Below are 12711 nucleotides of genomic sequence, written 5' to 3' on the forward strand. Positions count from 1 at the left end.
ACAGTCCAACGCCTACTACCGGACACATCCGCTCACCTGGGACAAGCTCGGCCTCACCGCCACCGGCGGCCCACCCGGCCGGATCAGTGGCGGCGCACCCCCGTCCGGCGGCGCAGAACCACCGCCGTCGCGGTCGCCGCCGCCAGGGCCAGCGCCGCCCCGGCCGCGAACTCGACCGGGCCCGCGCCGCCCGTCACGCTGCCGCCGAGTCCGCCGCGGACCCCCTGCGGGGTGGTGGCGGCGGCGGTCGCGGTGGCCGTACGCGTCGCGGTCGCCGTCGGGGCCGGGGCCGGGGCCGTGGTGCGCGCCGGGGGCGCGGGCACCGTCGGGGAGGGCGCGGCCGGTGGCCTGACCGTTGTACTGATGGTCGGGCTCGCGGTGCCCCCGCTGATCGTCAGGATCACGGTCCGCTGCGCGTCACCGCAGCTGAACCGGATCGAGTACTGGGCGCCTCGGCGGGCGTCCCGGTCCACGGTCACCGTCGTGGAGCCGCCCGGGCGGATCGACGCCGAGTCGAACACCCCGGACGTCGCGGTCGCCGTGGACGCGCAGCCGCTCGCCGAAAGCACCACCCGTCCGCCGGGCGCGACCGTCGAAGGCGCGACGGCGAAGAGGGGATCCCCGCCGTTGCCGCCCGCCAGGGCGACGGGGGCCGCCAGGGCCAGCACGGACGCTCCCAGCAGAGCGGCGGTCGCGGCACGTATCGCGCGCATGGTCATTCCTCCGGGTCCCCGAGGAGCGCCGCGGAAGCTGTTTCCACGTGACACCGGATAAGCCCCTCGATGTCCGAAACGCTAGGAGTGCCCCCATCCGGCCGCGATCGGTGCCGGGCGAACGGGTCACCGGTGTCCGCCGGGCGGGGGACGGATCCGGCGCGCCGCCGGGCATCACGCCCCGGCTCCGGGGTACTCCGGCCGCTCTGCCGGAGCCGCCGCCGCGTCCACCGCCGTACCCGTCGCGGCTTGCTTCGTGGTCCCGCGCGGACCCGCCTCGGCCCGGGTCGAGCCCGTTTGCGAAGGCGACGGAGCGAAGATTCGCCCGGTGGTCCGGCGGGCCGGTGGGCCACCGGACGGCGAGACCGGTGTGACGGGGGGCGCCCCGCCCTCGTGGATACGGCTCCGCCGGGATCGGCCGGGCCGGGCGGTTCCGTCGAGGGGCGCCAGGTCAACCGCTGAACGGCGGGCGCCTCGTACAGAGGTTCGGGCCGTGTCCGGTTCCCGGCCGTCCCCGGTGGGCGGCGGCCGGGCGCGGTCACGCCGGGACCGGCGGGGGAGGGGCCCGGCGACGCCGGATCCGAAGCCCCGGGCTCCGGTTCCGTTTCCGGCCGCGTACAGACCCTGCCGCCGATCCCTGGGTCGTACACCGTCCGGTGCGTCTCCTCGTGGTCACCGGCCCCGGAGGGCGTCGGGGTCCGCGACGCACCGGCAGCCGGACACCGCCACGGGGATTCCGCTCGGCGGGCCGGACCGGGCCCGACCGGTCAGTGCCGGGGGAGCGCCCGGCTCCACCCCGCCGATGTCGTTGCCGTCAACAACGACGACACCCGGGGCATCCTCCGGAGGGATTTCGTCACCGGGGTCCGCCGGGCCCTCCGCCGCGGCCCCGCGCCCCACCCGCGCCCCGCCCGCGCGCCGACCGCGGACCGGGCGGCGACGAGGTACGCGTCAAGAGGGTGTCAGGATCGCGATCGGCCCGTGGGGCAGGGCCATCGGGCCCCGCGGGACCCGGCCGCCGGATCCGCGGGGACCGGCCGGGACCGCCCGGAGCGCCGCCGGACCGTCGCCGCCCGCGCCCTCCGGCCGGGTCGCCGGACCGCTCCCCGTACCCCCGGGGTGTGACGAAGAACGGCCCGTGGATCGCCGTTCGGACTCGCCCAAACGACGGCCGATCAGTAGCCTCGGCTCGAACACCGGCCGCGGACACGGCCGGAGACACCGCACGGCCGCTGGTCGAACCCGGTTGGAGACATCGATGGAGCGTGCTGCCTGGGCCCCGCCCGGCATCGACACCTCGATGCCGAGTGTGGCCCGGATGTACGACTACTACGCGGGCGGATCCCACAACTTCGCCGCCGACCGGGCCGCCGCCCGCCGGACCCTGGAGTATCTGCCCGGACTGCCCAAGACCGTCCAGGCCGACCGGGCGTTCATGCGCCGCGCGGTCGGCTGGGCCGCGTGCCGGGGGGTGACCCGTTTCCTCGACATCGGCTGCGGGATCGTCTCGTACGGCAATGTCCACCAGGTCGCCCGGGCCGCGGACCCCGGCAGCCGGGTCGTCCACCTGGACCACGATCCGGTCGCCGTCGCCCATGGCCGGGAAGTGGCCGAAGGCGACCCCGGGATCGCCGTGGCCGCCGCCGACCTGCGCAGACCCCGGCAGATCCTCGACGTTCCCGAGGTCGCCGAACTGCTCGCGGCGCCGGGCCCGGTGGCGCTGCTGCTGCTCGGCGTGCTTCCCTTCGTCGAGGACGCGGACGACCCGTACGGCGCGGTACGGGAGTTGGGCGCGGCGCTGCCGCCGGAGAGCCTGATCGTCCTCACCCATGCGGCATATGACGGTGTCCCGGTGTCCCAGGAGCAGACGGATGGGGCTCTGGGGGTCTACCGTGACATCCGCAGTCCACTGACATTGCGTTCACAAGAGCACATCGCTCGGTTCTTCGAGGGGTACGAGATGGTCGAGCCCGGACTGGTGTTCACGCCGCGCTGGCGGCCGGACGCCCCAGCCGAGCAGGAGGACCCATATGCCTTCTCAAGCTACGCAGGGGTGGGGCGCAAGGCGTGATGGCGCCGTCGCAGGCGACGGGTCCCGCGGCGGACCCGGACGGTCTTGAGGACAGACTCCGCCGTTTCGCGACCATCTGGAGCCGTGCCGTCTTCCCCGTGACGGCGACCTCCCTGACCCGTAACGAGGTCGAGGAGCATCTGCTGCCGCTGGCCCGCGGACTCCGCGGGCTGCTGCACGCCCGGCCGTTCGACCCCAACCCGGCCCACGGGGTCGGCGCGGCGCTGGTCGAGGCCCATCTCACCGACCCCGAGGCGCTGACCCGCACCCTCGGCGTGATCGACGCCTATCTGGTGCTGTACTGCGGAGACGCGGGCGACGAGGAGCTGACCGTCGAGGACGGCCGGACCCGCTGCACCCGCCTCCAGCACGCGGTGGCCGCCGGATTCGCCGCCGGACTGCGGGACCGCACCCTCACCGAGCAGGAGGCGGTGGCCCGTTCGGCGCTGACCGCCCGGACCGACGCGGTGCACGCCCTGCACGCCACCGAGACCCGGCTGCGGGCCGTCTTCGAGGGCGCCGCCATCGGTATCGGCATCGCCGAACTCGACGGCACGGTGGTGGAGGTCAACGAAACCCTCACCCGGATGTTCGGCGGCCTCGAACACCACGTCCGGGGCCGGAAGATCGCCGAGTGGACCCACCCCGAGGACCGGCCGCACGTCGCCCAGCTCTACCGGGAGCTGAAGCGCGGCGAGCGGGAGCACTTCCGGGTCGAGAAGCCGTTCTTCCGCGACGACGGCACCGTCCTGTGGACCAATCTCACCATGTCCCTGCTGCGGGACCCGGAGGGCAGGCCGCAGTATCTGCTGGCGCTGCTGGAGGACACCACCGAGCGCAGGCTGCTCAACCTCCGGCTGCGGTACGAGGCCACGCACGACGCGCTGACCGGGCTGCCGAACCGTACGCTCTTCTTCGAGCGGCTGGAGAAGGCCCTGGCCGGGACCGGACCGGGCAACGCCCCGGCGGTGGCCGGGGCGACCGGCGCCACCGAGGCCAGGTTCGGGCTCTGCTATCTCGACCTCGACGGCTTCAAGGCCATCAACGACAGCCTCGGCCACGCCACCGGCGACCGGCTCCTGGTCGAGGTCGCCGACCGGCTCCAGAGCTGCGCCACCGCGCCCGGCGAGATGGTGGCCCGGCTCGGCGGCGACGAGTTCGTCGCCCTCACCACCGGACCCGACACCGAGTACGAGGTCGGGGAGCTGGCCGCCCGGATCCTCGGCGCCCTGAGCACCCCGATCCTGGTCGACGGCCGGGAGTTCACCGTCCGGGGTTCGATCGGCATCGTGGAGGGCCCGGCGGGCGAGCGCACCACCGCCGAGGTGCTGCGCAGCGCCGATATCACCATGTACCGGGCCAAGGCGCGCGGCGGCAACCGGTTCGAGATGGCCGATCCGGAGCTGGACCAGCGGGCGATCACCCGGCACGGTCTGACCACGGCCCTGCCCGCGGCGCTGGAACGCGGCGAGTTCTTCATCGAGTACCAGCCGCTGGTCCACATGGGCGACGGCCGGGTGCACGGCGCCGAGGCGCTGGTCCGCTGGTCCCACCCCCAGCACGGGGTACTCGGCCCCGACCAGTTCATCCCCCTCGCCGAGCACACCGGCCTGATCGTGCCACTGGGCCGCTGGGTGCTCCAGGAGGCGGTCCGCCAGGCATGCCACTGGCAGGAGCACCTCGCCGACGGCGTACCGCTGCGGATCAACGTCAACCTCTCGCCCACCCAGCTCCAGCACCCCGGTCTGGTCGCCGACACCGTCGCCGTACTCGAACGTGCGGGGCTCGCGCCCGGCGCGCTCTGCCTGGAGGTCACCGAGTCCGCGTTGATAGGAGCCGACGAGGGGCTGCTGAGGCCCCTGCGGCAACTCGCCGAACTGGGCGTGGACATCGCCCTCGACGACTTCGGCACCGGCTACTCGAATCTGGCCAATCTGCGGCGGCTGCCGGTCAGCGTGCTCAAGCTCGACCGGTCCTTCACCAAGGGCATGCAGCAGGCGCCCGTGGACCCGGTCGATCTGAAGATCGTCGAAGGGATCGTCTCCCTGGCGCACAGCCTGGAACTCGCCGTCACCGTCGAGGGCGTGGAGACCGGGGTCCAGGCCGACCAGCTGCGCGAACTGGGCTGCGACACCGCCCAGGGCTGGTACTACGCCCGCCCGGGCCCGCCGGACAAGCTCCACGCGCTCTCGCTGGCCGACGCGATCTGAACCGGGGCGGCCCCGGGGACCGTAGGGTTCCCCGGGCGCCGTTGCGCCCGTACGGCCCCGTACGACGTGTTCGTACCGGACGCCCCTTCAGTCCTCCGCCGTCCCGCCGTCCGACACCGTGGACAGCAGGACCCGCTGAAGCTCCCGGGCCGCCCGGGGCGGCGCCACATCGCTCCGGTGCGCCAGGGCGATCGTCCGCCGCAGCCCCGGCGGGGCCAGCGGGGTCACCCGCAGGTCGGGGCCCGCGCGGTCCGCGACCATCCTGGGTACCACCGCCGCCCCGAGCCCCGCCCGGACAAAGCCCAGTACGGCGTCCATCTCCCCGCCCTCCACGGTGAACGACGGCTCGAAACCCGCCGCCCGGCAGGCGGCGACCGTCAGCTCCCGCAGGTCGTAGCCGTGCCGGAACATCACCAGCGGGACCTCCCGCAGATCGGCGATCCGGACCGGATCCGGCGGGGCCGAAGCCGCCGCCGACGACACCACCACCAGATCCTCGCGCAGCAGCTCGACCGTGGTCAGCGCCGGTGAGGCGGGCGGCAGCGGCAGCACGATCAGCGCCAGATCGAGCGCGCCCCCGCCCAGACCGCGCACCAGATCGTGCGAGCCGCCCTCGTCGATCAGCAGCCGGATCCCCGGATGCCGGTCGTGGAAGGCGCGCAGCACATCCGGGAGCAGCCCGGTACAGAGACTCGGGGTCGCCCCGAGCCGTACCCGGCCCCGGCGCAGCCGGGCCAGCTCCTGCACCTCCAGCCGGGCCGTGTCCGCGTCCGCCAGGATCCGCCGGGCCAGCGGCAGCAGCGCCTCCCCGGCCTCGGTCAGCCCGATATTGCCCCGCGCCCGGCTGAACAGCTCCGCCCCCAGCTCCCTCTCCAGCGCCCGCACCTGCTGGGAGAGCGACGGCTGCGACACATGGACCAGTTCGGCGGCCCGGGTGAAATGCCGGGTCTCCGCCACGGCCACGAAGTACTGGAGCTGCTGGAGCTGCATGACCCCAGAATAGCCTCTCCATAGGCAATGGCTATGGAGATCAGCCGGATCATGTCTTGGACCACTGGTCAGGTACGCGTCTACCGTTCCGGGCATGGCTCTGGCAACGCGTACGGACCGAAAACGGGCACCGGGGACCCGCCCCCCGCGCTCGTTCTGGGGCTCCACGATCGGCAAGAAGGCCGTGATGGCCGTCAGCGGGCTGATCATGCTCGGCTATCTGGTCGCGCATGTGATGGGAAACCTCAAGGTCTTCTTCGGCCCGGAGGAGTTCAACGCCTACGGCCACTGGCTGCGGACCATGGGCGCGCCCGTGCTCCACCACGAGTGGGCCCTGTGGCTGGTCCGGATCGGGCTGCTGGCCGCGATCGCCGCCCACGGCGTCAGCGCGTACCAGCTCAGCCGGCGCGACATCAAGGCCCGCCCCACCGGCTACGCGCATCGCCGTCGCCGGGCGAGCTACGCCACCCGCACCATGCGCTGGGGCGGAGTGATCATCGCCCTCTTCGTGGTCTGGCACATCCTCGATCTGACGACCCTCACGGTGAACGAGAACGCCGAGCCCGGGAAGCCGTACGAGAACGTCGTCGCGACCTTCTCCACCTGGTACGGCAATGTCATCTATCTGACGGCGATGGCCGCCGTCGGACTGCACATCCGGCACGGCTTCTGGAGCGCCGCGCAGACCCTCGGCGCGGGCAGCGCCACCCGCGACCGGGCCCTGAAGGCCGTCGCCAACGGCCTCGCGCTCGTACTGACCGCGGGCTTCGTGGCCGTCCCCGTCGGAGTCATGACCGGAGTGGTGAGCTGAGATGAGTTACACGGAGTACGAGACCGGCGCCCCGATCACCGACACCAAGGCGCCCGACGGGCCGATCGCCGAACGCTGGGACCGCCGCCGCTTCGAGGCCAAGCTGGTCAACCCGGCCAACCGGCGCAAGCACACCGTCATCGTGGTCGGCACCGGGCTCGCCGGGGGCGCGGCCGGGGCGACCCTCGGCGAACAGGGCTACCACGTCGAGCAGTTCTGCTACCAGGACTCCCCGCGCCGGGCCCACTCCATCGCCGCCCAGGGCGGCATCAACGCAGCCAAGAACTACCGGAACGACGGCGACTCCGTACACCGGCTCTTCTACGACACCGTCAAGGGCGGCGACTTCCGGGCCCGGGAGTCCAATGTGCACCGGCTCGCCCAGATCTCCGTGGAGATCATCGACCAGTGCGTCGCCCAGGGCGTGCCGTTCGCCCGGGAGTACGGCGGACTCCTCGACACCCGCTCCTTCGGCGGCGTCCAGGTCTCCCGGACCTTCTACGCCCGCGGCCAGACCGGCCAGCAGCTCCTCCTCGGCGCCTACCAGGCTCTGGCCCGGCAGATCGCGGCGGGCACCGTCACCATGCATCCGCGGACCGAGATGCTCGATCTGATCGTGATCGAAGGACGGGCCCGGGGCATCGTGGCCCGCGACCTGATCACCGGCGAGATCTCCACCCACTTCGCCGACGCGGTCGTCCTGGCCACCGGCGGCTACGGCAACGTCTTCTACCTCTCGACGAACGCCATGAACTCCAACGCCACCGCGATCTGGCGGGCCCACCGCCGGGGCGCCTACTTCGGCAACCCCTGCTTCACCCAGATCCACCCCACCTGCATCCCCCGCACCGGCGACCACCAGTCGAAGCTCACCCTGATGAGCGAGTCGCTCCGCAACGACGGCCGGATCTGGGTCCCCAAGGCCCGCGGCGACGACCGGCCCCCGGCCGAGATCCCCGAGCACGAACGCGACTACTACCTGGAGCGGATCTACCCCTCCTTCGGCAATCTGGTGCCCCGCGACATCGCCTCCCGGGCCGCCAAGAACGTCTGCGACGAGGGCCGCGGCGTCGGCCCCGGCGGCCAGGGCGTCTATCTCGACTTCGCCGACGCCATCCGCCGGCTGGGCCGCGACAGCGTCGCCGAGAAGTACGGCAACCTCTTCGACATGTACGAGCGGATCACCGCCGAGAACCCGTACGAGGTCCCCATGCGGATCTACCCGGCCGTCCACTACACCATGGGCGGACTCTGGGTGGACTACGACCTCCAGACCACGGTCCCCGGCCTCTTCGCCGTCGGCGAGGCCAACTTCTCCGACCACGGGGCCAACCGGCTCGGCGCCTCCGCCCTGATGCAGGGCCTCGCCGACGGCTACTTCGTCCTGCCGTCCACCATCAACGACTATCTCGCCCGCACCCCGCCCGGGGAGCGGCCCGACGCCGGCCACCCCGAGGCCGTCGCCGTGGTCGCCGAGACCGAGGACCGGCTCCGGCTGCTGCTCGCCGTCGACGGCGACCGCACCCCCGACTCCTTCCACCGCGAGCTGGGCGAAGTGATGTGGGAGTACTGCGGGATGTCCAGGACCGAGGAAGGACTCCGCAAGGCGCTGGAGCGCATCCCGCAGATCCGGGAGGAGTTCTGGCGGCGGATCAAGGTCCCCGGCACCGGCGAGGAGTTCAACCAGTCGCTGGAGAAGGCCAACCGGGTCGTCGACTACCTCGAACTCGCCGAGCTGATGTGCCTCGACGCCCTGCACCGGGCCGAGTCCTGCGGCGGCCACTTCCGCGAGGAGTCCAGGACCCCGGACGGCGAGGCCGCCCGCCGGGACGAGGAGTACGGCTACGCCGCCGCCTGGGAATTCCCCCGCGACCGGCCCGCCCCCGTCCTCCACAAAGAAGCCCTCGTCTTCGAATACGTCCACCCCACCCAGCGGAGCTACGCATGAGGCTCACCCTCCGCGTCTGGCGCCAGCGGCGCCCCGACGCACCCGGCGCCATGGCCCTCTACGAGGTCGACGACATCTCCCCCGACATGTCGTTCCTGGAGATGCTCGACACCCTCAACGAGGAATTGATCCTCCGCGGCGACGACCCCGTCGCCTTCGACCACGACTGCCGTGAGGGCATCTGCGGCGCGTGCAGCCTGGTCATCAACGGCGACGCCCACGGGCCCGAGCGGACCACCACCTGCCAGCTCCATATGCGGTCCTTCGCCGACGGCGACACCATCGACGTCGAACCGTGGCGGGCCGCGGCCTTCCCCGTCGTCAAGGACCTGGTCGTGGACCGCTCCGCGTTCGACCGGATCATCCAGGCGGGCGGCTATGTCTCGGTGCCCACCGGTTCGGCGCCCGAGGCCCATGCCACCCCGGTACCCAAGGCCGACGCCGACACCGCCTTCGAGCACGCCGAGTGCATCGGCTGCGGCGCCTGTGTGGCGGCCTGCCCCAACGGCTCGGCGATGCTCTTCACCTCGGCCAAGGTCAATCACCTCAATGTGCTGCCGCAGGGCGCGCCCGAGCGGGAGAGCCGGGTCCTCGACATGGTCGCCGCCATGGACGACGAGGGGTTCGGCGGCTGCACCCTCACCGGTGAGTGCGCCACCGCCTGCCCCAAGGGCATCCCGCTGCCGTCGATCTCCGCGATGAACAAGGAGTGGCTGCGCGCCACCCGCCGCTCCGGGCGCTGACCCCGCCCGGCGGCGCGCCGGGACGGATGTGCGGCCGTACCCGGCGCGCCGGGCCGGGGGAGGGGCCGTACGGCGGCCCGGTCGCGGCGGCCCCGTCAGGCGACGGACCCGTCAGGCGGCGGGCCGTACGCCCAGGGCCCGGGCCAGCCACGGGGCGGTACGGCTCTCCGGCGCCGACGCCACCTCGGCGGGGGTGCCCTCGGCGACCACCCGGCCGCCCGCGCCGCCGCCCCCCGGCCCCAGATCCACCACCCAGTCGGCGCCCGCGACCACCGTCATGTCGTGCTCCACCACGACCACCGAGTGCCCGCCCGCCACCAGCCCGTCGAGCTGCCGCATCAGCACCTCGACATCCGCCGGGTGCAGTCCGGCGGTCGGCTCGTCGAGGACGTACACCGTCCGTTCCCGGCGCGACCGCTGCAACTCGCTCGCCAGCTTGATCCGCTGCGCCTCGCCGCCGGACAGCTCGGTCGCGGGCTGCCCCAGCCGCAGATGACCGAGGCCCACGTCCAGCAGGGTCGACAGACTGCGGGCCGCCGCCGGGACGTCCGCGAACCGGTCGGCCGCCGCCTCCACCGTCAGATCCAGCACCTCGGCGACGGTCAGCCCCCGGTGGCGTACCGCCAGGGTCTCCTCGTTGTACCGGGCGCCCGCGCAGACCGGGCAGGGCGCGTACGTACTGGGCAGAAAGAGCAGCTCGACCGCGACGAACCCCTCGCCCTGGCACTCCTCGCACCGCCCGCCCGCGACATTGAACGAGAACCGGCCCGCGCCGTAGCCGCGCGAGCGGGCCTCGTCGGTGGCGGCGAAGAGCTTGCGGACGGTGTCGAAGAGCCCGGTGTAGGTGGCGAGATTGGACCGGGGCGTACGGCCGATCGGCTTCTGGTCGACGGTCACCAGCCGGCCCACCCCGGGCACGTCCCCGGTGATCTCCCCGACCAGCGTCGACTTGCCCGAACCCGACACCCCGGTGACGGCGGTCAGCACACCGAGCGGGATCCGGACCCGGACACCGCGCAAATTGTGCCGGCGCACCGGGCCGAGGGAGAGCCACTCCGACGCCTCACGCGGTCGCCGGGCCGCCGGCGCGGTCTCCGTCGCCGGATCCCCCGGTGGACGACCGCCGCCGGAGCCGCCGCCGAAGAGGAAACGGCGCGTCGCCGACTCCGCCACCGCCGCCAGCTCCTCGGGCGGGCCGCTGTGCAGGATCCGGCCGCCGCGGTCGCCCGCGCCCGGGCCCACGTCGACGATCCAGTCCGCGGCCCGCATCACGTCCAGATGGTGCTCCACCACGAAGACCGAGTTGCCCGCCGCCTTCAGCCGGCCGAGGACGGTCAGCAGCGACCGGGTATCGGCCGGATGCAGCCCCGCCGACGGCTCGTCGAGGACGTAGACCACACCGAAGAGCCCCGACCTGAGCTGGGTCGCGAGCCTCAGCCGCTGCAACTCGCCGCTGGAGAGGGTGGGCGCGGGCCGGTCGGCGGAGAGATAGCCCAGGCCGAGTTCGGTGACCCCGGCGATCCGGGCCAGCAGATCCGCCGTCAGGACCCGGGCCGCCGCGTCCCCGTCGGCCGCCGCCAGCACCCGGGCCAGGCCGTCCAGCGGCAGGGCCGCGAGTTCGGCGATCGTCCGGCCCGCGAAGGTCACCGCCAGCGCCTCGGGCCGCAGCCGGGCCCCGCCGCACCGGGCACACGGCGCCGAGCGCAGAAACCGCTCGGCCCGGGCCCGCAGGGTCCGGCTCTTCGAGGTGGCGAAGGTGTGCAGCACATAGCGCCGGGCGCTCTGGTACGTCCCCTGGTACGGCCGCTGGATCCGGTTCGCGTCCCGGACCGGATGCACCGTCACCACCGGCTGCTCGTCGGTGAGCAGGATCCACTCGCGGTCCGCCGCGGACAGCTCCCGCCACGGCCGGTCCACGTCGTACCCCAGAGCGTCCAGGACGTCCCGCAGGTTCTTGCCCTGCCAGGCGCCCGGCCAGGCGGCGATCGCGCCCTCCCGGATCGACCGGGACGGATCGGGGACCAGCAGGCCCTCGTCCGTCTCGTGCACCCGGCCGAGCCCCTGGCAGCCGGGGCACGCCCCGGCGGCGGTGTTCGGCGAGAAGGCGTCCGAGTCGAGCCGCTCAGTGCCCGGGGGATGGTCACCGGCCCGGGAGAACAGCAGCCGCAGCGAGTTGGAGAGCGTGGTGACCGTGCCCACCGACGAACGGGACGACGGGGCGGACCGGCGCTGCTCCAGCGAGACCGCGGGCGGCAGCCCGGTGATCTCGCCCACCGCCGGGGCGCCCACCTGGTGGATCAGCCGGCGGGCGTAGGGGGCGACGGATTCGAAGTAGCGGCGCTGCGCCTCCGCGTAGACCGTTCCGAACGCCAGGGACGACTTGCCGGAACCCGAGACACCGCTGAAGACCACGAGGGCGTCCCGGGGGAGATCCACGTCGACATCGCGCAGATTGTGCTCCCGCGCGCCACGAACGCGGACAAAGGGGTCATGAGAGTTCGGCACGCTGGCTGATTCTAGGCGCTTCCCTTCGGCCGGGCCCCTCGTCCGCCGGGCACCGGCCGGAGTCCGGCGGTCCGCCCCGCCCGGCCCGGGGCGGTCTGCCGCCGGGCCGCGCCGGGAGCCGGAGTTCCGGACCGGCTATCCGGGCTCCGGCGTCCGGCGGGCGGCGGTCGTGCCCGGATCTGCCGACGGCTGCGGCACCTCGGCGCGCCTGCCGCCCCGACATGCGGATTTCACAAGTGGAGGTGCCATCCGCATATGCCTGTGGCCAAAAACATAGGGCCGCCGCGAGGGTCCGGCGCGGCGGCGCGGCGACCCGTCAGGCACCGTCCTCCAGCCGGAAACCGACCTTCAGCCCGACCTGGTAGTGGTCCACGCGGCCGTCGGACAGATGGCCGCGCACCTGGGTGACTTCGAACCAATCCAGCCCGCGAAGTGTCTGGTTCGCGCGGTTGATCCCATTAAGAATGGCCTGATCGAGACCCTCGGGGGAGGTTCCGACGATCTCGGTGACCCGGTAAGTGTGATTCGGCACGGGGGTTGCTCTCCTCTCGGTACGCTCACTCCACTCCGTTCCGGAAATGGACGATGGGCGAGGTGTCCGGGTTGAGGTCTCTTCGGGGGTTGACCTCACCTTTTGGTGCATACCAAAATCCAGCCACGCCCTGCGCGTCCCTGAACGCGATACCCCCCATCGGGTTCACATTTTCATGCCATAAGGTG

The 12711-nt window shown here is 72.9% G+C and carries 9 protein-coding genes; 5 read left to right on the plus strand and 4 right to left on the minus strand.

What is annotated here, in order from left to right; all coding sequences use genetic code 11:
* Nucleotides 1-83 precede the first annotated feature (83 nt).
* Complete coding sequence (locus tag ABZ714_RS00005; RefSeq protein ID WP_358822790.1) at nucleotides 84-713, minus strand: hypothetical protein; 630 nt, start codon at nucleotides 711-713, stop codon at nucleotides 84-86.
* A 1258-nt stretch (nucleotides 714-1971) separates the two neighbouring features.
* On the opposite strand from ABZ714_RS00005, the gene ABZ714_RS00010 reads away from it, so the two are divergent.
* Entirely contained in the window at nucleotides 1972-2784 is an 813-nt protein-coding gene (locus ABZ714_RS00010) for an SAM-dependent methyltransferase (RefSeq protein WP_358822791.1), read from the plus strand.
* Nucleotides 2781-4994, plus strand: coding sequence for an EAL domain-containing protein (locus tag ABZ714_RS00015; protein ID WP_358822792.1), 2214 nt, complete (start codon nucleotides 2781-2783; stop codon nucleotides 4992-4994). Before ABZ714_RS00010 ends, ABZ714_RS00015 begins: the two co-directional genes overlap by 4 nt.
* An 87-nt stretch (nucleotides 4995-5081) precedes the next feature.
* Here ABZ714_RS00015 and ABZ714_RS00020 read toward each other — a convergent pair whose 3' ends face one another.
* On the minus strand, nucleotides 5082-5984 hold the full coding sequence (locus tag ABZ714_RS00020) for a LysR family transcriptional regulator (RefSeq protein WP_358822793.1): 903 nt from the start codon (nucleotides 5982-5984) through the stop codon (nucleotides 5082-5084).
* 94 nt (nucleotides 5985-6078) lie between these two features.
* Between ABZ714_RS00020 and ABZ714_RS00025 the strand changes: the two genes are divergently transcribed.
* From ABZ714_RS00025 to ABZ714_RS00035, 3 genes are read left to right on the plus strand one after another with little or no spacing between them, the layout of a single operon-like run.
* Nucleotides 6079-6795: a succinate dehydrogenase gene (locus ABZ714_RS00025; RefSeq protein ID WP_358822794.1), complete on the plus strand. Its 717-nt coding sequence runs from the start codon at nucleotides 6079-6081 to the stop codon at nucleotides 6793-6795.
* A gap of 1 nt (nucleotide 6796) precedes the next feature.
* Nucleotides 6797-8743 carry a fumarate reductase/succinate dehydrogenase flavoprotein subunit gene (locus ABZ714_RS00030; RefSeq protein WP_358822795.1) on the plus strand — a complete coding sequence of 649 codons (1947 nt, stop codon included), beginning with the start codon at nucleotides 6797-6799 and terminating at the stop codon, nucleotides 8741-8743.
* Nucleotides 8740-9486: a succinate dehydrogenase/fumarate reductase iron-sulfur subunit gene (locus tag ABZ714_RS00035; RefSeq protein ID WP_358822796.1), complete on the plus strand. Its 747-nt coding sequence runs from the start codon at nucleotides 8740-8742 to the stop codon at nucleotides 9484-9486. The genes ABZ714_RS00030 and ABZ714_RS00035 overlap by 4 nt, the downstream gene beginning before the upstream one ends.
* 111 nt (nucleotides 9487-9597) lie before the next feature.
* Here ABZ714_RS00035 and ABZ714_RS00040 read toward each other — a convergent pair whose 3' ends face one another.
* Complete coding sequence (locus tag ABZ714_RS00040; protein ID WP_358822797.1) at nucleotides 9598-11991, minus strand: excinuclease ABC subunit UvrA; 2394 nt, start codon at nucleotides 11989-11991, stop codon at nucleotides 9598-9600.
* 316 nt (nucleotides 11992-12307) lie between these two features.
* Entirely contained in the window at nucleotides 12308-12523 is a 216-nt protein-coding gene (locus tag ABZ714_RS00045; protein ID WP_358822798.1) for a dodecin, read from the minus strand.
* Between the last annotated feature and the right edge of the window lie 188 nt (nucleotides 12524-12711).

This window comes from Streptomyces sp. NPDC006798, from assembly GCF_040635975.1.
In the GTDB taxonomy this organism is placed as follows: domain Bacteria; phylum Actinomycetota; class Actinomycetes; order Streptomycetales; family Streptomycetaceae; genus Streptomyces.